19 protein-coding genes are annotated in these 20,619 nt (G+C 72.8%); 13 read left to right on the forward strand and 6 right to left on the reverse strand.

Translation table 11 applies throughout. The features are described from left to right. Window positions 1–51 precede the first annotated feature (51 nt). The 3 genes from ACNTMW_RS08060 to ACNTMW_RS08070 are packed head-to-tail and all read left to right on the forward strand — an operon-like array spanning window position 52 to window position 4,719. Window positions 52–903 (forward strand): sulfurtransferase, encoded by an 852-nt coding sequence (locus tag ACNTMW_RS08060; RefSeq protein ID WP_426632777.1) that lies wholly within the window; start codon window positions 52–54, stop codon window positions 901–903. Continuing rightward, window positions 900–2,075, forward strand: coding sequence for an acetoin utilization protein AcuC (locus ACNTMW_RS08065; RefSeq protein WP_426632778.1), 1,176 nt, complete (start codon window positions 900–902; stop codon window positions 2,073–2,075). Before ACNTMW_RS08060 ends, ACNTMW_RS08065 begins: the two co-directional genes overlap by 4 nt. Window positions 2,076–2,079: 4 nt before the next feature. Further along, window positions 2,080–4,719, forward strand: a complete 2,640-nt coding sequence (locus tag ACNTMW_RS08070) for a bifunctional acetate--CoA ligase family protein/GNAT family N-acetyltransferase (RefSeq protein WP_426632779.1) — start codon at window positions 2,080–2,082, stop codon at window positions 4,717–4,719. A gap of 90 nt (window positions 4,720–4,809) precedes the next feature. On the opposite strand, the gene sigB is transcribed toward ACNTMW_RS08070, so the two are convergent. From sigB to ACNTMW_RS08085, 3 genes are all read right to left on the reverse strand, one after another. Next, window positions 4,810–5,847 carry an RNA polymerase sigma factor SigB gene (gene sigB, locus ACNTMW_RS08075; protein ID WP_426632863.1) on the reverse strand — a complete coding sequence of 346 codons (1,038 nt, stop codon included), beginning with the start codon at window positions 5,845–5,847 and terminating at the stop codon, window positions 4,810–4,812. A 173-nt stretch (window positions 5,848–6,020) separates the two neighbouring features. Next, entirely contained in the window at window positions 6,021–6,443 is a 423-nt protein-coding gene (gene dtd, locus ACNTMW_RS08080; RefSeq protein WP_426632781.1) for a D-aminoacyl-tRNA deacylase, read from the reverse strand. A 1-nt stretch (window position 6,444) separates the two neighbouring features. Continuing rightward, a complete protein-coding gene (locus ACNTMW_RS08085; protein WP_426632782.1) occupies window positions 6,445–7,929 on the reverse strand; it encodes a DUF7782 domain-containing protein in 1,485 nt (494 codons plus the stop codon). Window positions 7,930–8,099: 170 nt separating this feature from the next. On the opposite strand from ACNTMW_RS08085, the gene ACNTMW_RS08090 reads away from it, so the two are divergent. The 8 genes from ACNTMW_RS08090 to ACNTMW_RS08125 all read left to right on the forward strand — a co-directional run bounded on the left by ACNTMW_RS08090 (window position 8,100) and on the right by ACNTMW_RS08125 (window position 15,654). Beyond that, entirely contained in the window at window positions 8,100–9,041 is a 942-nt protein-coding gene (locus ACNTMW_RS08090) for a ribose-phosphate diphosphokinase (RefSeq protein ID WP_426632783.1), read from the forward strand. Window positions 9,042–9,182: 141 nt separating this feature from the next. Beyond that, a complete protein-coding gene (locus tag ACNTMW_RS08095) occupies window positions 9,183–9,590 on the forward strand; it encodes a helix-turn-helix domain-containing protein (protein ID WP_426632784.1) in 408 nt (135 codons plus the stop codon). 35 nt (window positions 9,591–9,625) lie between these two features. After that, entirely contained in the window at window positions 9,626–10,045 is a 420-nt protein-coding gene (locus tag ACNTMW_RS08100; RefSeq protein ID WP_426632785.1) for a VOC family protein, read from the forward strand. Window positions 10,046–10,420: 375 nt separating this feature from the next. Beyond that, on the forward strand, window positions 10,421–11,008 hold the full coding sequence (locus tag ACNTMW_RS08105) for an HhH-GPD-type base excision DNA repair protein (protein WP_426632786.1): 588 nt from the start codon (window positions 10,421–10,423) through the stop codon (window positions 11,006–11,008). 256 nt (window positions 11,009–11,264) lie between these two features. Continuing rightward, the gene (locus ACNTMW_RS08110) at window positions 11,265–12,965 is read left to right on the forward strand and encodes an FAD-dependent oxidoreductase (RefSeq protein WP_426632787.1); all 1,701 of its coding nucleotides are present in this window, start codon (window positions 11,265–11,267) and stop codon (window positions 12,963–12,965) included. Between the two features lie 34 nt (window positions 12,966–12,999). After that, window positions 13,000–14,286, forward strand: a complete 1,287-nt coding sequence (locus tag ACNTMW_RS08115) for a cytochrome P450 (RefSeq protein ID WP_426632788.1) — start codon at window positions 13,000–13,002, stop codon at window positions 14,284–14,286. Window positions 14,287–14,644: 358 nt separating this feature from the next. Beyond that, on the forward strand, window positions 14,645–15,064 hold the full coding sequence (gene mscL, locus ACNTMW_RS08120) for a large conductance mechanosensitive channel protein MscL (protein ID WP_426632789.1): 420 nt from the start codon (window positions 14,645–14,647) through the stop codon (window positions 15,062–15,064). A gap of 236 nt (window positions 15,065–15,300) precedes the next feature. After that, complete coding sequence (locus ACNTMW_RS08125) at window positions 15,301–15,654, forward strand: DUF3099 domain-containing protein (RefSeq protein ID WP_426632790.1); 354 nt, start codon at window positions 15,301–15,303, stop codon at window positions 15,652–15,654. Between the two features lie 78 nt (window positions 15,655–15,732). On the opposite strand, the gene ACNTMW_RS08130 is transcribed toward ACNTMW_RS08125, so the two are convergent. Continuing rightward, window positions 15,733–16,647, reverse strand: coding sequence for a carbohydrate kinase family protein (locus ACNTMW_RS08130; RefSeq protein WP_426632791.1), 915 nt, complete (start codon window positions 16,645–16,647; stop codon window positions 15,733–15,735). Between the two features lies 1 nt (window position 16,648). Next, window positions 16,649–17,554 carry a pseudouridine-5'-phosphate glycosidase gene (locus ACNTMW_RS08135; protein ID WP_426632864.1) on the reverse strand — a complete coding sequence of 302 codons (906 nt, stop codon included), beginning with the start codon at window positions 17,552–17,554 and terminating at the stop codon, window positions 16,649–16,651. Window positions 17,555–17,689: 135 nt separating this feature from the next. Here ACNTMW_RS08135 and ACNTMW_RS08140 point away from each other — a divergent pair, with 135 nt between their 5' ends. Both ACNTMW_RS08140 and ACNTMW_RS08145 read left to right on the forward strand, forming a co-directional pair. Next, window positions 17,690–17,932 carry a DUF3039 domain-containing protein gene (locus ACNTMW_RS08140; protein ID WP_426632792.1) on the forward strand — a complete coding sequence of 81 codons (243 nt, stop codon included), beginning with the start codon at window positions 17,690–17,692 and terminating at the stop codon, window positions 17,930–17,932. A gap of 249 nt (window positions 17,933–18,181) precedes the next feature. Beyond that, on the forward strand, window positions 18,182–19,915 hold the full coding sequence (locus tag ACNTMW_RS08145) for a DEAD/DEAH box helicase (protein ID WP_426632793.1): 1,734 nt from the start codon (window positions 18,182–18,184) through the stop codon (window positions 19,913–19,915). 353 nt (window positions 19,916–20,268) lie between these two features. On the opposite strand, the gene ACNTMW_RS08150 is transcribed toward ACNTMW_RS08145, so the two are convergent. Beyond that, window positions 20,269–20,499, reverse strand: coding sequence for a DUF7455 domain-containing protein (locus ACNTMW_RS08150; RefSeq protein WP_426632794.1), 231 nt, complete (start codon window positions 20,497–20,499; stop codon window positions 20,269–20,271). Window positions 20,500–20,619 lie beyond the last annotated feature (120 nt).

Genomic DNA, 20,619 nt, shown 5'->3' on the forward strand with positions numbered 1-20,619 from the left:
CATGCCCTCCCGTTTGTCGATGTTACCTGCTAGGTAGGACAAACTGGTTTCATGACCAACCGGCAGCACCTTGTCGACGAGGCCGCGCTGATCGGCGAACTAGCCCGTGACGATCCGCCGACCGTACTGGACGTGCGGTGGACCCTGACCGGCGGTGGCCGCGCCGCGTACGAGGCGAACCACCTGCCCGGCGCCGTCTTCGTCGACCTCGACGCCGACCTCGCCGCCCCACCCGGCGCCGGTGGCCGCCACCCGCTGCCCGACCCCGGGGCGCTGCAGGCCGCCCTGCGCCGGGCCGGCGTCCGCGCCGGGCATCCCGTCGTCGTGTACGACGCCGGCGGTGTGCCGCCGACCGGTGCCGCCGCCCGGGCCTGGTGGATCCTGCGCTGGGCCGGGCTGGCCGACGTGCGGGTCCTCGACGGCGGGTACGCCGCCTGGGTCGCCGCCGGCGGTGCGCTGACGGCGGACGTACCGGTACCCGCGCCGGGCGACGTGACGGTGCGGGCCGGTGCACTGCCCGCCGTGGACGCCGAGGGCGCGCGGGCCGTCGCGGCGGGCGGGGTGCTGATCGACGCCCGCGTAACGGCCCGGTACCGGGGCGAGACCGAGCCGGTCGACGCGGTCGCCGGCCACATCCCCGGTGCGCGCAACCAGCCCGCCGCCGAGACGGTCGACGCCGACGGCCGCCTGCTGGCACCCGAGCGGCTCCGGGCGCGCTACGCCGACCTCGGCGTACGGGCCGACCGGCCGGTCGGCGCCTACTGCGGGTCGGGCGTGACCGCCGCCCAGACCGCGCTGGCGCTGACCGTCGCGGGGTTCGCGCCGGTACTGTACGTCGGCTCCTGGAGCCACTGGATCACCGATCCGGACCGGCCGATCGCCGTCGGGGAGGAGCGGCCGTGACCGACACGACGGTCGTCTGGAACGAGGCACTGCTCGGCTACGACCTGGGTGAGCACCCGCTCAACCCGGTCCGGGTCGAGCTGACCATGGCCCTGGCCCGCGACCTGGGCGTACTCGACCGGCCCGGAGTGCGCCTGGAAGCTCCGGCACCGGCCGACGACGACGCGCTGCTGCGGGTGCACACGCCGGAGTACCTGGACGCGGTCCGTCGCGCCACGCCCGCGACCCACGGCCACGGGCTCAACACCCCGGACAACCCGGTCTTCCCGCACATGCACGAGGCCAGCGCGCTCGTGGCCGGGGCGACCATGCGCGCCGCCGAGGCGGTCTGGCGCGGTGAGACCACCCGGGCCGTCAGCATCTCCGGTGGCCTGCACCACGCCATGCCCGACCGGGCGTCGGGCTTCTGCGTCTACAACGACCCGGCCGTCGCCATCGCCCGCCTGCTCGACCTGGGTGCCGAGCGGATCGCGTACGTCGACGTCGACGTGCACCACGGCGACGGCGTGCAGGAGATCTTCTACGACGATCCCCGGGTTCTGACGATCAGCCTGCACGAGACGCCGCTCACGCTGTTCCCCGGCACCGGGTACCCGGCCGAGACCGGGGGCCCCGGCGCCGAGGGCAGCGCGGTCAACATCGCCCTGCCGCCCGGTACCGGCGACGGCGGCTGGCTGCGCGCCTTCCACGCGGTGGTACCCGGCGCGCTGCGCGCGTTCCGGCCGCAGGTGCTGGTCACCCAGTGCGGCGCCGACGGCCACCGGCTCGACCCCCTCGCTGACCTGCGGCTGACCGTCGACGGCCAGCGCGCGACCTACCTGGCGCTGCGCGACCTCGCCGACGAGCTGTGCGACGGCCGGTGGGTGGCGATGGGCGGCGGCGGGTACGCGCTGGTCGAGGCCGTACCCCGGGCCTGGACGCACCTGCTGGCGGTCGTCACCGGCGAGCCGCTCGACCCTGGACTCGCCACCCCGACGAACTGGCGGGCGCTCGCCGCCGACCGGTGCCCCGACCGCCGCTGCCCGGAGGCGATGACCGACGGTGTCGACCCGGCGTACCTGCCCTGGTCGCCGGGGTTCGCCGCACCCGACGCGATCGACCGGGCGGTCCTGGCAACCCGCCGGGCGGTGTTCCCGCTGCTCGGGCTCGACCCGGCCGACCCGAGGGACTGACGGCGTGGGCACCACCGGACGCACCAGATCGGCCGACATCGTCCTGTCCGACGGCTCCACCGCGCATGTACGGCAGATCCGGCCCTCCGACGGGCCGGCCGTGCTCGCGCTGCACTCCCGCTTCTCCGAACGCACCCGGTACCTGCGCTACTTCTCCCCGTACCCGCGGATCCCGGCCCGCGACCTGGAGCGCTTCGTCAACGTCGACCACCACGACCGGGAGGCGTTCGTGGTGGAGCTGGGCGACCAGCTGATCGCGATCGGCCGCTACGACCGGCTCGGCGAGGGCTCAGGCGAGGCCGAGGTGGCGTTCGTCGTCGAGGACGCCCACCAGGGGCGGGGGCTCGGCTCGGTGCTGCTGGAGCACCTGGCCGAGGCCGCGCGGGAGGAAGGCATCAGCCGGTTCGTCGCCGAGGTGCTGCCGATGAACTCCACGATGCTGCGCGTCTTCGCCGACGCCGGGTACTCCGTGGAGCGCCAGTACGCCGACGGCGTGGTGCACCTGACGTTCCCGATCGCGCCGACGGCCGAGTCGCTCGCCGTGCAGTGGCGGCGCGAGCAGCGCTCCGAGGCGGCCTCGATCGCCCGGCTGCTCAGCCCCCGGGCGGTGGCCGTCTACGGCGCGTCGTCGCGGGACAAGGGGGTCGGGGCCGCGCTGCTGCGGCACCTGCGGGCCGGCGGGTACGCCGGGCAGATCGTCCCGGTGCACCCGACCGCGCCGACGGTCGGCGGCCTGCGCGCGTACCCGTCGCTGGCCGAGGCGCCCGGCGGCGTGGATCTCGCCGTCGTCGCGGTACCGGCCGACGGCGTCCCCGCGGTGGTCGCCGACTGCGCCGCGGCCGGGGTGCACGGCCTCGTGGTGGTCTCCGCCGGCTTCGCCGAGTCCGGCCCGGACGGCGCGGAGGCGCAGGCCCGGCTACTGCACACGATGCGCGGCCACGGCATGCGCCTGGTCGGCCCGAACTGCCTGGGCGTGGCCAACAGCGCGGTGCGCCTCAACGCCACCCTCGCGCCCGCGCTGCCCCGCGCCGGCCGGGTCGGGTTCTTCAGCCAGTCCGCCGCGCTCGGTACCGCCCTGCTCGGCGAGGCCGACCGGCGCGGCCTCGGGCTGTCCAGTTTCGTGTCGGCCGGCAACCGCGCCGACGTCTCCGGCAACGACCTGCTCCAGTACTGGCGCGACGACCCCGGTACCGACGTGGTGCTGCTGTACCTGGAGACCTTCGGCAACCCGCGCAAGTTCGCGCGGATCGCCCAGGAACTGGCCCGGCACAAGCCGGTCGTCGCCGTCGCCAGCGCGGTACGGCCACCGGCGCTGGAGGCGGTCGCGCCCGGCCCGGACGCGCGCGGCGTGGCCGCCCTGTTCGCCCACGCCGGCGTGATCCGGGTCGACACCGTCGCCGAGTTGTTCGACGTCGGGCTGCTCCTGGCCGACCAGTCGCTGCCGGCGGGCCGGCGGATCGGTCTGGTCACCAACGCGGCCGCGCTCGGCGCGCTCGCCGAGGCCACCGCGCCCGGGTTCGCCCTGGAGTTCGCCTCCGGCTACCCGCACGATGTCGGCCCGACGGCGGACGCGGCCACGATCCGGCAGGCGATCGCGGACGCGCTCGCCGATCCGCGGGTCGACGCGCTGGTCGTCGCGTACGCGCCGGCGTTGGCCGAGGAGTGGGACGACGCCGCCGTGGTCGCCGAGGGCGTGCACGCCGAGGCGGCCGGCAGCGACAAGCCGGTGCTGGCGGTGTTCCCGTCCGACCCGGCGCTCACCTCCCGGCTGCGCGGCCCCGGCGACCGCACCCTCCCCGGCGAGGTACCTACGTACCCGACGGTCGAGGAGGCCGTCCGTGCGCTCGGCCGCGCCGCGGCGTACGCGGCCTGGCGGCGCGAGGAGCCCGGAACGGTGCCCGAACTGCCGGACGTGGACCCCGGCCGGGCCCGGCGGCTCGTGGCCGAGCTGGGCGCCGCGGCCGTCTCCCGGATCGGCGACCTCGGCGAGGCCGACGAGCTGCTGGCCTGCTACGGCATCGAGGTCGTGCCCAGCCGGGCCTGCGCCGGCCCGGCCGAGGCGGTCGCCGCCGTGGCCGCCGAGGTCGGCTTCCCGGTGGCGATCAAGGTGGCCCGCTCGCCGTGGCGGCACCGGATCGACCTCGGGGCGGTACGGCTCGACCTCGCCGACGCCGACGACGTGGTCCGCGCCTACGACGAGCTGCAGCGGCTGTTCGGTACGGGCGTCGAGGTCGCGGTCCAGCCCATGGTCGCGCCGGGGGTCGGCTGCGTGGTGGAGGCGGCCGAGGACCCGGCGTTCGGGCCCGTCGTCGGGTTCGGGATCGGCGGGGTCGCCAACGACCTGATCGGCGACCGGGCCTGGCGGCCGGTGCCGTTGACCGACCGGGACGCCGCGTCGCTGGTACGGGCACCGCGGGCGGCGCCGCTGCTCACCGGGTACCGCGGTGCCGCGCCCGTGGACCTGGACGCGCTCGCGGACCTGGTCCTGCGGGTGGGCCGGATGGCCGACGAGCACCCGCAGCTGCACCGGCTGGAGCTCAACCCGGTGCTGGCCCGGCCCGACGGACTGTCCGTGCTGCACGTCAGCCTGCGGGTGGGCACACCGGCCGCGCGTCCCGACACCGGACCCCGCCGGCTGCGCTGACGCCGCCTCTTTTCATGACAATGAAGACTTCGGGGGCCACTGGCCCCCGAAGTCTTCATTGTCATTCTGAATGAGAGTCAGGAATGAGGGTCAGCTCGCGTACGCCTCCAGCCGGCCGGCCCGCTCCGGGTCACGGAGCTTGAGCAGCGTCACCTTCTCGATCTGCCGGATGCGCTCGCGGGACAGGCCGAACTCGCGGCCGACCTCGTCGAGCGTGCGCTGGCGGCCGTCGTCGAGGCCGAACCGCAGCCGGATCACCGCCTGCTCGCGCTGGGACAGCGTCGCCAGGACGATCTCCACCTCGTCGCGCAGCATGCCGTTCTCGGCGCTGTCGGCCGGCTCCTCGCGGGGATCCACGCGGGCCACGAAGTCACCGAGCGCGCTCTCGCCGTCCTCGCCGACCGCCTGGTCGAGGCTGACCGGCTCCCGGTCGTACGAGATCAGCTCGATCACCTGGAACTCCTGGATGCCCAGGTGCCGGGCGATCTCGCCGATCGTCGGTTCGCGGCCCAGCTCCACCGTGAGGTCCCGGCGGACCCGCACCATCCGGTTGACCTGCTCGACCATGTGCACCGGGATGCGGATGGTGCGGGCCTGGTCGGCCATGGCCCGGCTGATGGCCTGGCGGATCCACCAGGTGGCGTAGGTGGAGAACTTGTAGCCCTTGGTGTAGTCGAACTTCTCGACCGCGCGGATCAGGCCGAGGTTGCCCTCCTGGATCAGGTCCAGGAACGCCATGCCCCGGCCGGTGTACCGCTTCGCGATACTCACCACGAGGCGGAGGTTCGCCTCCAGCAGGTGGTCCTTGGCCGCCTGCCCCTCGGCGGCGACGACGGTCAGCAGGGCGCGCAGGTCGGCGTCGTCGATGTCGTCACCGGCGAGCTTCTCCTCGGCGTACAGCCCGGCCTCGACCCGCCTGGCCAGCTCGACCTCCTGCTCAGCGGTGAGCAGCTTGGTGCGGCCGATCGCGTTGAGGTACGCCCGGACGAGGTCGGCGGACACCCCCCGCTCGTCGGCGCCGCCCGCCCGCTCGGACGCCTCGACCGCGTCGAGGTCGGCGCCGTCCAGTCCCGTGGCGTCCAGCCCGGTGCGGGTCTCGGACTCCAGGTCGATCAGCGGCTGAGCCACGCTCCTCGCCTCCCCGTTGACAAAGTGGAGCATCATGTGGGGAAAGCTTGGTCCAGCCGGCGTTAAGCCGCGGTGAGGCGACGATCAGGTAACGGCCATCGACGGGTAATGCCGGTCACATTCCGGTGTCGGGGCGGCGGCTCAGACCGCCGGCAGCGGGGTCGCACCCCCGCTCAGATCTCCAGCAGCACCGTCCGCGGCCCGACGTTGACGCTCTCGACCAGCATGTGCGCGCCGAACCGGCCGGTCTCGACCAGCGCGCCACGCGAGCGCAGAGCCTCGACGAACGCCGTGACCAGCGGTTCGGCCACCGGTCCGGGTGCGGCGGCGGTCCAGCTCGGCCGCCGGCCCTTGCGCGCGTCGCCGTACAGGGTGAACTGGCTGACCACCAGCAGCGGTGCGCCGGTGTCGGCGCACGACTTCTCGTCGTCGAGGATGCGCAGCTCGTACACCTTGCGGGCGAGGGTGTCCGCCTGCGCCGTCGTGTCGGAGTGCGTCACGCCGACCAGGACCAGCAGCCCGTCGGTGACCGCGCCGACCACCTCGCCGTCGACGGTGACGCTGGCCCGGCTCACCGTCTGCACCACCGCGCGCACGTCAGCTCCCCGCCGGCAGCAGGATGCCGCGCTCCACCAGGTGCGCGACCAGCGGGACGGCGGCCACGGCCAGGGCCGCCGGGTCCGCCTCGTGCGCCGCGGCCAGCAGGTCGACCTGGTCGCGCAGCGGGAGGCTGCCGTCGCAGGCGCTCACCAGTGCCAGGACCAGCGGATCGATCTCCTCCACCCAGCGCAGGCCGTCGGTGAGTGCCAGCAGCTGGCGGTCCACCTGCCAGCCGTCCGGGCCGCGGGTGGCCTCCTGGTTGAGCTGGAGACCGTCGGCGGCGACCAGCCGGGCGCCCAGCAGGGCGTCAGCCGGGTGGGCACGCAGCCAGTCCTGCCGGTCGAACCACGGCTCGACGTGCGCGCCGAGCGGCTGGTCGACGGCCTGCCGCAGGTCCTCGACGCGTACCGTCGGGTCGTCGTGACCGCCGGCCCGCAACGTGATCAGACCCAGTCCGACCGCCTCGATCTTGTTGGCGTCGAACCAGTCCAGCCAGGCGGCGGCGCGGGCCGGCCGGGTCGCCGGGTCCTCCGAGGCGTCGTCGAGCCACAGGTTGACGTACCCGACCGGGTCGGACACCTCGCGCTGGATCACCCAGGCGTCCAGGCCGGTACCGGCCACCCAACCGGCGACCCGGTCGGACCAGTCCTCTCCGGCGACGTGCAGCCAGTTCGCCAGGAACTGCAGGTACCCGCCCTCGTTGAGCAGCCGGGGCGCGGCCGCGACCAGTTCGGCGCAGACGGCGTCACCGGCCCGGCCGGAGTCGCGGTACGTGTGCGTGGTCGTACCCGGACCGACCACGAACGGGGGGTTGCTCACCACCAGGTCGAACCGGCGCCCCGCCACCGGCGCGGTCAGGTCGCCGCGCAGCAGCTCCCAGTCCAGGCCGTTGAGCGCGGCCGTGGTCGCCGCGAACCGCAGCGCCCGCTCGGACAGGTCGGTCGCGGTGACGCGGCCCGCGTGCGCGGACAGGTGCAGCGCCTGCACCCCGCAGCCGGTACCGAGGTCGAGCGCGGTGCCCACGCTCCTGCGGATCGTCGACTGCGCCAGGGTCGTCGATGCCCCGCCGACGCCGAGGACGTGGTCGGGTGGCAGCGGCCGGCCCGGGCGCATCGCGGCGTCGACGTCGGAGACGATCCACTGTTCGCCGTACGCCTCGATCTCCAGCGCCGCCCGCAGTCCGGAGCCGACGCGTTCGACCAGGCCGGCGGCGAGGGCGTCGGCGAGCGGCAACGGCGCCAGCGCCGCCGTCACGGCCGGCTCGGACTCGGTCTGGCCGCACACGAACACGCGGATCAGCGTCGCGAGCCGGTCGGGCGCGCCGGCGGTCGCGTGCAGCGCCGCCCGCAGGTCGCCCAGGCGCATCCCGACCGTACCGGCCGGCCCGATGCGTTCGGCGATCCCTCGTGAGATGTACCCGGCCGTGGTCAGGGCTTCCCGGAGCCGGGCGATTCCGTCGGGGGAGAGGATGGCGTCGGTCACCGTCCCATCCTGCCCTGTGCCCGTGAACCACCTGCCCGGAGCCCGTGGGTCGCCGGCCCGGCGCCGGTGGACCGCCCGCCCCGTGCCGGGCCGTTCGCCGGAGGGTCGCTCGGCGTTCGCTGAAGCGTCACGTACTTTTGTGCCGGAGCAAAATCGTCAAGGGAGCATTCGTGCGGGCAGGCATCGCGGTCTTCAGTGGAAGCGCACATCCTGAGCTGGCAGCGGAGATCTGCCGGCAGCTCGGGGTTCCGCTGAATCCCACCCGGACCACCCGGTTCGCCAACGACTGCCTTGAGGTGCAGCTTCAGGCCAACTGCCGGGAACGTGACGTCTTTCTCATCCAGCCGCTGGTGCCGCCGGTCCAGGAGAACCTGGTCGAGCTGCTGCTCATGCTGGACGCCGCCCGGGGGGCGTCGGCGGCCCGGACGACCGTGGTGATGCCGCACTTCGCGTACGCCCGCTCGGACAAGAAGGACGCCCCGCGCATCTCCATCGGGGCGAAGCTGGTCGCCGACCTGATGCAGACCGCCGGCGCCGACCGGGTACTCGCGCTGACCATGCACTCGCCGCAGGTACACGGCTTCTTCGGGGTCCCGGTCGACCACCTGCACGCGCTGCGCGAACTGGCCGCCCACTTCCGTCAGTATGATCTGTCGAACGCCGTGGTCGTCTCGCCCGACCTGGGCAATGCCAAGGAGGCGGCCCGGTTCGCGCGGCTGCTCGGCGTCGGCGTCGCGGCCGGCGCCAAGGAGCGCCTGTCCGACGACAAGGTGCGGATGAGCGCGATCATCGGCGAGGTGGCCGACCGGGACGTGATCGTGCTCGACGACGAGATCGCCCGCGGCACGACCGTGCTCGAACTGCTGGATCTGCTGCGTAAGCAGGGAGTCCGCTCGATCCGGGTGGCGTGCACCCACGGCCTGTTCGCCGACGACGCGCTGGAGCGGATCGGCGCTGAGCCGGACGTCGCCGAGATCGTCTGCACCAACAGCGTCCCGGTCCGGTACTCCTCGCCCAAGCTGCGGGTGCTGTCCGTGGCGCCGGCGCTGGCCGAGGCGATGCGCCGCATCCACGAGGGTGAGTCGGTCAGCGCGCTCTTCGCCGATCACTGACCACCGACAATTCGGGGCGTGCGGTACGCGCTGCCGGGCCCGTCGAGGTCCGCGCGCTGTCACGCCGCGCATGCTCCTCGTACCACCGCTCGCGGGCGGTTCGGCGCCGGTAGTCTGGCGCGGGATCGGCGGAGGTGATCGATGAGCCGCGCGGTGGAGGAGTCCAACCGGGCGATGCTGCGCGCCCGCGACGCCATGGACCGGGCGTACGCGCAAGCACTCGACGTGCCCGCGCTGGCCCGGATCGCGCACGTGTCGGAGGCGCACTTCATCCGCACCTTCCGCGCCACCTTCGGCGAGACCCCGCACCGGTACCTGCAACGGCGCCGGGTCGAACGGGCGATGTTCCTGCTGGTCCAGACCGATCGGAGCATCACCGACATCTGCTACGCGGTCGGCTTCGGCAGCCTCGGTACGTTCAGCCGCACGTTCCGCGACATCGTCGGTGAGCCGCCGTCGGACTACCGCAAGCGGAAGGTCACCGCCACCGCCGCCGCCATTCCCGGCTGCTTCATCAAGGACTGGATGCGACCCAGCAGTTTCGGATAAGCACCAGGCCAGCGGCGCTGTCTAGCATGATCGGCATGACGATGAATGCGATCTCCCGCTCCCAGATCTACGTCCTCGACCAGAACGAGGCCCTGGACTTCTATGTCGGCAAGCTCGGCATGGAGGTCAACACCGACGTCGACCTCGGCTTCATGCGCTGGCTCACGGTCAACCTGCCCGGCGACCCCGAGCGCGAGGTCCTGCTGGAGAAGCCCGGGCCGCCGGCCCTCGACCCGGCCACCGCCGAGCAGGTCCGCGAGCTGCTCGCCAAGGGGGCGCTGGGCGGCCACCTCTTCATGACCACCGACGACGCCCGCAAGACGTACGAGGATCTGGTGGCCAAGGGCGTGGACGTCTACGACGAGCCGACGGAGCAGCCGTACGGCATCGACTTCGGCATCCGGGACCCGTTCGGCAACAAGATCCGCATCGGCCAGATGTTCCCGCGGGACTGAGGGGCATGCGGTGATCGAAGCGACCGTGCCGGGCGTGGGCGCGGTGATGACACCCGACCGTGGGGGCGTGAGCGTGCTCGCGCCCCCCGACCGGCGGGTGATCGACGTCGAACCGGTGGCACCCGCTGACACGTCCATCCGGGTCTCTGGTCCGGATGTACGCCAGGTTCGCGACAGCCGAAGGCCTCCACGGTGATCTCCCTGCCCATCGACTCTGCCGCCAATGGCCTGCTGCGGCGCGGCCCGCTCGCACTGCTGATCGGTATGGTCCTCGACCAGCAGGTGTCCCGAGGAACAGCAGGGCCGTTCTGACCGTGGCACGCCACGGCGTGTACCGGCGCATTTCGCCAGCGGGGATACGGCATGATCTCCGGTGTGCCGACCCTCGCAATCGCCCAGGACGACGCCGCCGACGAGCTGCTCAGCCGTGACCCGCTGGCGCTCACGATCGGCATGATGCTCGACCAGCAGTTCCCGATGGAGCGCGCCTTCGGCGCGCCCCGACTGCTGGCCGGCCGGCTGGGCGTCGAAACGCTCTCTGCGGCGGACCTCGCCGCGATGGACGGCGCGGAGCTGGTCCGGGTGTTCCAGGGGCCGCCCGCGCTGCACCGCTACCCGGGGTCGATGGCCGCCCGCACCCAGGAGCTGTGCCGACTGCTCGTCGAGCGGTACGACGGGCGGGCCGAGGCGGTGTGGGCCGACGCGCCCGACGGTGCCACCCTGCTGCGCCGAGTGGGTGAGCTGCCAGGGTTCGGGGCGCAGAAGTCGAAGATCTTCGTCGCCCTGCTCGGCAAGCAGTACGGGGTCACGCCGCCGGGCTGGCGGGAGGCGGCAGGCGACTACGGCCAGGAGGGCTCGTTGCGGTCGGTCGCCGACGTGACCGGGCCGGAGTCGCTGGCGGAGGTCCGCCGGTTCAAACAGGAGCAGAAGGCCGCAGCGAAGAAGGCCAACGCCGCCGGGTGACGCGCCGGGGGCGGCTGAGCGCTGCCCTGGCTATCGCGCGTGGAGCCACCGGTGTCGAACCGGTGGCACCCCACTGAACGGTACAAGATCATGACGCAGCGCGGGCTGCGCTGCGAAAGGATGCGGGAGCGCGGGCGGCGTCATGCTGACGTCCGCGTGGTGGGAGTCCCGGAGAACGTGGCCCTGCTTCAACGCGGTTTGCCGGCACCTCGACCGGGCAGGGCACGCAGGCAGGCCCGACCGGGAGGGACGGCCCATGAGAGTCGTGGTGAACCTCACCCGCTGTCAGGCGTACGCGCAGTGCGCCTTCCTGGCCCCTGATGTCTTTCAGCTGCGCGGCACCGAGGCGTTGATGTACGACCCGCAGCCCGACGACGCGCAGCGTGAGCGGGTGCTGCGGGCCGCGGCGGCCTGCCCGGTGCAGGCGATCCTGGTCGACCGGATCGAGGATCGGGAAGCCACCACGGATGCCAGGTCGGCGGCCGTGGCGGCGCGGCCAAGACCGGTATCGCCGGACCGCTCATCCGGGCGCGCCGTGCCGACCCGGGCGTCCGCGTCGGCGTCCGGCTTGCGCGACGCGGCGGTCGAGGCGATGCGGCGTACCGGGCGGATCGTGATCGTGGGGGCGTCGCTGGCCGGGATGGCCGCCGCGGCCACCCTGCGCCGGGAGGGCTTCACCGGCTCGCTGACGGTGATCGGGGACGAACCGTACCGGCCGTACGACCGGCCGCCGCTGTCCAAGCAGGTCCTCGACGGATGGGTGCCCGCCGACCACACCGGGCTGCCCCGTGCCGATGACATCGACGCCCGCTGGCTGCTCGGCGCGCCCGCCACCGGACTCGACCTGTTCGGCAAGCGGGTCCGCCTCGCCGATGGCGGTACGGTCGACTACGATCGGCTGCTGATCGCCACCGGTACCCGGGCGCGGCCCTGGTTCCACCCGGACCAGGCCGCCCTCGACGGCGTGTTCGTGCTGCGTACCCGCGACGACGCCGCTCGACTGCAACAGCGTCTGGCCGACCGGCCCGGGCGGGTGCTGGTCATCGGCGGCGGGTTCACCGGCTCCGAAATCGCCTCGGCCTGCCGGGACCGCGATCTGGCGGTGACGGTCGTCGAGCGGGGCCCGGCGCCCCTGGTCGGGGCCCTCGGCGGGGTGATCGGCGCGGTCGCCGCCGACCTGCAGCGTGCGCACGGCGTCGACCTGCGCTGCGGTGTCACCGTCACCGGTCTGGAGGGCGATGCCGCCGGTCGGCTGCGCCGCGCCCACCTGTCCGACGGCGGCACGGTCGACGCCGAGGTGGCCGTGGTGGCGCTGGGCGCGGTCCGCAACACCGAATGGCTGCACGGCTGCGGGCTCGCGGTCGGCGACTGGGGGGTGGGCTGCGACGCCGGCTGCCGGGCGTTCGATGCGGCCGGTGTGGTCACCGACGACGTGTTCGTCGCCGGGGACGTGGCGCGGTTTCCGCATCCGCTGTACGACTACGAGTTCCTGGCCCTGGAACACTGGGGCAACGCGGTTGCCCAGGCCGAAGTCGCCGCCCACAACATGGTCAGCGCCCCGGCCGACCGGTGGCCGCACCTTGCCGTTCCGGTGTTCTGGTCGGCGCAGTTCGGCACCAACATCAAGTCCGTCGGGGTGCCGACCTACGCCGACCATGTCGTCATCACCCAGGGCTCGGTCGCCGAGCGCCGGTTCGTGGCCGCCTACGGCTGCCAGGGCCGGATCACCGCCGCGGTCGGGTTCAACCAGACCAAGTGGCTGGACGCCTACCAGGATCTGATCGAAGTGGCCGCGCCGTTCCCGCCCGGCTTCCGCCGGGTCGACCAGGCCGCCGACGGGCAGCCGGTGCCGGCTCAGCTGCCCGACCGCAGGATCCGCGACCTGCACGCCACGGTTGTGGTCACCGGCCACGATCCGAGCGAGCGCCGTGCCGAACTGGTGTACCACCACCGCTGACCGCGCGCGCCGGACATCCCAGGAAGGCACCGTCATGGCAGCGCCCAGCATTTTCGGCCAGATCCTCGACCCGGCCAACCGGGCCGACCCGTACCCGCTCTACGCGCGGCTGCGCCAGACCCCGGTGGTGCGCCAGCCCGACGGCACCTACGTGGTCAGCACCTACCGTGAGATCGTCGCGCTGCTGCACGACCCCCGGGTCAGCTCCGACCCCCGCAGCCACCCCGAGCTGGCCGCCGCCCCGCCCGCGCCGCCCGAGGGCGCCCCCGGACTGCCACTGCCGTTCATCAACCTTGACCCGCCCGCGCATGACCGGCTGCGGGAGCTGGCCATGCGACCGTTCGGCCCGCCCTGCACCCCCGACCGCGTCGAGAACATGCGCCCCTGGCTGGCCGAGGTGACCAACAGCCTGATCGACAACTTCGCCGGCAAGCACGTCGTCGACCTCGTCGACGACTTCGCCTACCCGCTGCCGGTGACCGCGATCTGCCGGCTGCTCGGCGTCCCCCGCGAGGACGAGCGGCGCTTCCACGAATGGGCCGACGCGATCGTCGCCACCCTCGACCCGGCCACGGGCACGTTCGCCCAACGCGCACGCCGACGGACCCAGGTCAACGCCGAGCTCGGCGCGTACCTGGGCGGGCTCGTCGACGCGCACGCCCGTCAACCCGGCGACGACCTGATCTCCGGGATGCTCACCGACACCGGCCCGCACGCGCCGATCTCGCACGGCGACCTGCTGAGCACCGCCGTGCTGCTGCTGGTCGCCGGCCACGAGACCACCGTCAACCTCATCGCCGGCGGCATGCTCACCCTGCTGCGCAACCCCGACGTGCTGAGGCGGCTGCGCCGCGAACCCGACCTGGCCACCCCCCTGGTCGAGGAACTGCTGCGCTACGAACCACCGGTACAGATGCGCACCAACCGCAGCACGCTGGCCGACATCCACATCGCCGGCACCACCATCCCCGCCGGCTCGCCCCTGGCGCTGGTGCTCGCGGCCGGCAACCGCGATCCCGACCGCTTCCCCGACCCGGACCGCTTCGACCCCGACCGCACCGACAACGTCCATCTCGGCTTCGGCGGCGGCATCCACTACTGCTACGGCGCCCCCCTCGCGCGCGTCGAGGCCCAGGTCGCCCTGTCCGTGCTGGCCCGCCGCCTCGTGAAACCCCGGCTGGTGGCCGACCCACCGCCGTACCGGCCCAACCCGGAGCTGCGGGGCCCCCGCCACCTCCCCGTCGAGTTCGACACCGTCGTTCCAGCCGCGGAGGCCGAGGCGGTGGGACGTGAACGCGTGCCGCACCCGGCGCACGGATAGGGCGCCGGTCCTCCCAGCCATGCGTGCCGCAGGTAGCCGACGCCGCTGCGACCAGCGGAGGCACCAGGCGGTTGATCAGGCGGTTGTCGATGGGCGTGGCAGCCACGGCCGGGGCATAGGGCGGTGAGATCGGGTGCGGCATCCGCCGCTGGTTCGTCTGGTCCCATCCGCCAAGGCGGGAGTCGCGGAGCCCGGCCTGGGCTGCGTCCCACAGCCCAACAGGTTCGTTCGTACAAGCAGCAGATGAAGGCCGCGGCCAGGGCGAGCAGGGAATGACATTGTAGGTGATCGATCGGGCTGGCGGGCTGACCGATAGGGTGGTTGCTGTTCCTCCCCCGGGTCATCTCTGGAGATGTGCATGCTTCGCGGCTTCAAAGACTTCATCATGCGCGGCAACGTCGTCGACCTCGCGGTCGGCGTCGTGATAGGTGCGGCGTTCGGCGGTCTCGTCACCCAGTTCACCAAGTCGTTCCTCGAACCGATAATCCGTGTCGTCACCGGCGGCGGTGGCAAGGCGCTCGACAAGGGCGTGTTCCACATCAACGGTGTGCCGTTCGACTACGCCGCCTTCATCAACACCGCCTTCACCTTCCTGCTGACGGCCGCCACCCTGTACTTCCTGGTTGTCTTGCCGATGAACAAGCTCGCCGAGCGCCGCGCCAAGGGGCAGGAGCCGAAGCCGAAGGCGCCCAGCGAGGAGATTCTGCTGCTGCGCGAGATCCGCGACGCCCTGGCCGGCCCCCGGCTCGAGGTGGTCCACCCGGACGAGCGCCGCTAGGGGGCCGGCGCGCCGCTTTCGTGGCGGCCTCGCGGTATGTCCGAGGAGGGCGGCCCCTCCCACCATCCACCCGGTGGGAGGGGCCGCCCTCCTCGGTGACGGATGAAGAACCGGATCTCGTGAGCGGTGCGGGGCCGGACGAGGCGGCCCGGGGCCGGCGCGAAGTCACGCATTGGGACCGCACATCGGAACGTGAAAGACTTCGAGTGATACCTCGTGCCCGGAGAGGCGGCCAGGTGAGACGACACAGGCAGCGTCCGGTGGTGATCACCGACGCCGAGATCAGTCAGGACGACCAGCTCAAGCTTCGGCAGGTCCGGTACCTGATCATGATGATGGTCAGGGCGCTGTGCCTGATCATCGCGGCGGTGCTGGTGAGTCTGCGGGTACCGCTGCTACCGCTGTGGCTGATCCTGTGCGTGACCGCGATGGTCCTCCTGCCGTGGCTGGCGGTGATCATGGCCAATGACCGGCCGCCGAAGGAGGAGCACCGGCTGTCCCACCGGTTCCACCGCGCCCGTACCGAGCCGCCCCCGCCGAACGCGATCACCCCGCCCCGGGAGCCGACCGTCATCGACGCGGAGGAGTAGGTCGACGACCCGGGCGGCCGGGGAGCGGCGCGGACCCGGGTGGGAGCAGCGTGGCCTGGAGCGGCGCACGCCCGGCGATCAGGGACGGTCCGGGCTCGGGCGGCCGCCGACCAGGCCGACCGCCGCGGCGCCGGTACCGGTCCCGGCCCGCAACGACTCCACCGGCGACCCGCCGGCCAGCCACGACGCCAGCAGCCCGGCGGTGAACGCGTCGCCGGCGCCGGTGGCGTCGACGACCGTCGTAGGGACCGCGGTGACCTCGACGACCTCGCCATCCCCGGTCGCCCATACCGCGCCGGCCGCGCCGCACTTGACCACCGCGTGCCGGGCCGACCCGGCGAGCCGGATGGCCAACTCCGCCGGGGGACCGTCACCCACCAGGGCGCGCGCCTCGTCGGCGTTGGCCAGAAGCAGGTCGGTACCCCGTACCCAGGACAGGAACGCGGCAGCACCCACCCGCCGCAGCAGTGCGGCGGCGGCCAGGTCCACGCTGGTCGTCAGGCCGGCGCGGGCGGCGGCGGCCAGGGCGTACCGGCCGGCGTCCCGCGCCGGCGGCGCCAGCAGCGTGTACCCGGACAGGTGCAGGTGCCGGGCGCCCACGGCGAGTCCGGCGTCCACGTCCTCCGGTGACAACAGCAGGTTCGCGCCGCGCTCGCTGAGCATGGTCCGGTCGCCGGCGCCGGAGAGGACCACGACGCTGCCGGTGGGCGCTGCACCGGTGCGGCGCAGCAGTGGGCACACCCCCGACGCCGCCAGTTCGGCCAGGCGGGTGGTCCCCGCGTCGTCGGTCCCGACCACGCCGACGAGAGCCGTCGGTACCCCGCAGGCGGCGAGCCAGGCCGCCGTGTTGGCGCCCGATCCGCCACCGAGGATGCGTACCCGCGCCGTGGTGTCGGAGCCGGCCGCGAGCGGCGGGTCGTACCTGGCGACCACGTCGGTGACGACGTCGCCGACGACCACCACGGTCACCGCCGGCCCCATTCCGGCCGGCATGTCACGGTCGGGCGGAGGCCACCGCCACCGCCGCGGCCAGTTCGGCGTTGCGCAGGATGATGCGTACGTTCACGGCGAGGCTGCGACCTTCCGTGGCCTCGTGGAAGTGGGCCAGCAGGTACGGCGTGACCGCCTTGCCGGTGATCCCGTCGGCGGCCAGGCCGGCGAGCCCCGCGGCGAGTACCCGGTCGTGCAGTTCCGGGTCGAGCTGTTCGTCGGCCGGCAGCGGGTTGGCCACGATCAGACCGGCGGTCGACACGCCCTGCGCGGCGCGGGCCCGCATGATCTGCGCCACGTCCGTCGGTGACTCCACCGACCAGTCCAGGTCGTGGCCGCCGTCGGTGAGGTAGAAGCCGGGGAACCGGCGGGTGCCGTACCCGACCACCGGCACGCCCAGCGTCTCCAGCCGTTCCAGCGTCGCGCCGACGTCCAGGATCGACTTCACGCCGGCGCACACGACCGTGACCGGGGTGTACGCGAGCGTGGTCAGGTCGGCGGACTCGTCGAAGCTCTCCGCGGCCTGCCGGTGCACGCCGCCGAGGCCACCGGTGGCGAACACGTCGATCCCGGCGCGGGCCGCGACGGCGGCGGTGGCGGCCACGGTCGTCGCGCCGTCGACGCCACTCGCGGCGGCGACGGCCAGGTCACGTACCGACAGCTTGGCCACGCCGTCGGTGGTGGCGAGCCGGGTGAGCTGTGCGGAGTCCAGGCCCACCACGAGCTCCCCGCCGACCATGCCGATGGTCGCCGGCACGGCACCCGCGTCGCGTACGGTCTGCTCGATCTGCTGTGCGACCTTCAGGTTGTCCGGCCGGGGCAGGCCGTGGGAGACGATGGTGCTCTCCAACGCCACGACGGGCCGTCCGGTCTGGAGAGCCGCCGCCACCTCGGCGCTGGGCCTGATCATGTACTCGTCCACGTCGACACCATACGTCCGGTGCGGCGCGGGCCTTTGTACGCCCGTCGCGGGCGTTGCCTGGCAGACTGGGATGTCCGTACCGGAGGCGGTGTTGCGATGCCGCCCGCAGATGGGGAGCGTGTGGTGACCACTGGTCCCGAGTCCAACACCGACACGATCGTCGAAGAGCGCGTCGACTACCGCCTCGACGAGGGTGACCACGAGCGTTTTTCGCACTACGTGCCGAAGGACAAGCTCATGCAGGCGATGGTGGAGGGCGTTCCGGTGCGTGCGCTCTGCGGCAAGCTGTGGGTACCGTCACGGGACCCCCAGCGGTTCCCGGTCTGCCCGGAGTGCAAGCGGATCTACGACGAGGTTCCCGAGTAACGACGGTTCCGGCTTGAGGTTCCTGCCCCGGCGCCGGCCATTTTTGAGGGCCGGCGCACAGGCGGGGTTGAGCCTCGATCCGCGCGCCGACCGTTAAGCTGGAGGACGCCTTCGCGGCCTGGCTCGCCCCCTGCGGCTCGCCCGCCGCGGGGGCTGCTTCATGTTGGCTACCGGGCCTTCCGGTCTCGGTTGTCGGGGCCTCTCGGCCTTGGCGACCGGGGCCTTTCCGGCCACGAGAGAGGGGAGTGCATGCCGCCGCGTCCCGTACCGGAGGCAGGCCCCAATCTGCGGGCATGGCAGCGCAAGGCCCTCGTGCGGTACCTGCGCAAACCCACCGAGGACTTTCTGGCGGTCGCCACCCCCGGCGCCGGTAAGACCACCTTCGCGCTGCGCATCGCCGCCGAACTGCTGGCCGACGGGACCGTCGACGCGGTGACGGTGGTCGCGCCGACAGAGCACCTGAAGGTCCAGTGGGCCGCTGCCGCCGGGCGGGTGGGCATCCAGCTCGACCCGATGTTCCGCAACGCGGACGTGCACTCGTCGGCCGACTTCCACGGCGCGGTGCTCACGTACGCCCAGGTCGGCATGGCGCCCGAGGTGCACCGTCGGCGCACCATGACCCGTAAGACGTTGGTGGTCCTCGACGAGATCCACCATGCGGGTGACTCGCGCTCCTGGGGCGACGGCGTGAAGGCCGCGTTCGAACCGGCGGTACGGCGGTTGATGCTGACCGGTACGCCCTTCCGGTCCGACGACAACCCGATCCCGTTCGTGGAGTACGAGCGTGGGTCGGACGGCCTGCCCCGGTCGCGCGCCGACAGCGTGTACGGGTACTCCGACGCCCTCGCCGACGGCGTCGTACGCCCAGTGATCTTCCTCGCGTACTCCGGCGAGACGCGGTGGCGCACCTCCGCCGGTGACGAACTGGCGGCGCGCCTGGGCGAGCCGATGACCCAGGACCTGATCGCCCAGGCCTGGCGGACCGCCCTCGACCCGCGGGGCGACTGGATGCCGCAGGTCCTGCGGGCGGCCGACGCGCGGCTCAAGGTCAAGCGGGCCGGCGGCATGCCCGACGCCGGCGGCCTGGTCATCGCCACCGATCAGCAGTCCGCCCGGGCGTACGCGAAGTTGCTGCACCAGATCACCGGCGAGTCGGCCACCGTGGTCCTCTCCGACGACGCCGGCGCATCCGGCAAGATCGCCGAGTTCTCCGCCTCTCAGGATCGCTGGCTGGTCGCGGTGCGGATGGTCTCCGAGGGCGTCGACATTCCGCGGCTGGCCGTCGGGGTGTACGCGACGAGCTCCTCCACGCCGCTGTTCTTCGCCCAGGCCATCGGCCGGTTTGTGCGGGCCCGCCGCTCCGGCGAGACCGCGACGGTGTTCCTGCCCAGCGTGCCGCACCTGCTCGGGCTGGCCAGCGAGATGGAGGTCCAGCGCGACCACGTGCTCGGCGAGCCGAAGCGCCGCGAGGGCTTCGACGACGAGCTGCTGGAGCGTGCCCAGCGCAACGAACAGGCCAGCGGGGAGCTGGAGAAGCAGTTCGAGGCGCTCAGCGCCACGGCCGAACTCGACCAGGTGATCTTCGACGGGGCGTCGTTCGGAACGCCGGTCGGCGCCGGTACCCCCGAGGAGGAGGAGTACCTGGGCCTGCCCGGCCTGCTCACACCGGACCAGGTGGCGACGCTGCTGTCCAAGCGGCAGGCCGACCAGGTCGCCGCGGAGGCGCGCCGACGCTCGGCGGCAAAGGCCGAGACACAGCAGCAGGTGGCGTCCCGGCAGCAGGTCGCGCCGACGACCGCGGGGGAGCGCCGGGTCGTCCTGCGCCGCCAGCTCAACGCGCTGGTCGCGGCGCACCACCACCGCACCGGACTGCCGCACGGGAAGATCCACGCGGAGCTGCGCCGGCGCTGTGGTGGTCCACCGAGCGCCCAGGCGACGATCGAGCAGCTCGAGGAGCGGATCGCAACGATCCAGAGCCTTTGAGGTCTGTTCCGTCGGTCGAGGTCTGTTCCGTCGGTCGAGGTCTGTTCCGTCGGTCATCGAAGCCGGCGTACGGCGGTGATGATGAACGCCGGGCTGGCGCGGCAGGGGCTGGGCGCGGGGCCGGTGCGGTAACCGAGGCGTGCCTGATGAGGTCAGGACCGTTCGATCGCGGCTCCACATTTCCGATCTTGGAGAGTTGGGCACCAATATTGGCGCCTAACTCTCCAAGATCCAGGAGGATGGCCGTCCGGGGCCGGGAAAAGCCGCAGGGCGCCCGGAAAAAGCCGCAGGGCGCCCCGGGAAAAGCCGCAGGGCGCCCCGGAAGGGACGCCCTGCGGCTGTTATCCAGTCCGTCAGCTGGTCATCAGGTCGGTGCCACGCCAGGAGAACTCCGGAGCGACGGCCACCTCGACCGCGATCTTCACCAACTGTTCGGCGTACTTGTTCGCGTGATGTCCGCAGAACACGAGTTCGCCGCCTTCGGCTACCCGAATTCGCAGCTTGCCCGCAGCGTTGCAGCGGTCGCACCGTTCATCGGTGGCGGGGGCCACCATCGCTGGCGGCGGCGTGAGGGTCGGGGTCATCGCCATCCTCCTTTGGTCCTCACCGACGAACGCATCCAATACGTTGCCGTTTCACACATCGTTCAACAGTGGCGAGGCTGCGGCCCTTCCACGCCGTAGCGGGACAAAGGTCACAGTTCT

It is taken from the genome of Planosporangium spinosum (genome assembly GCF_049999945.1).
Taxonomy (GTDB): domain Bacteria; phylum Actinomycetota; class Actinomycetes; order Mycobacteriales; family Micromonosporaceae; genus Planosporangium; species Planosporangium spinosum.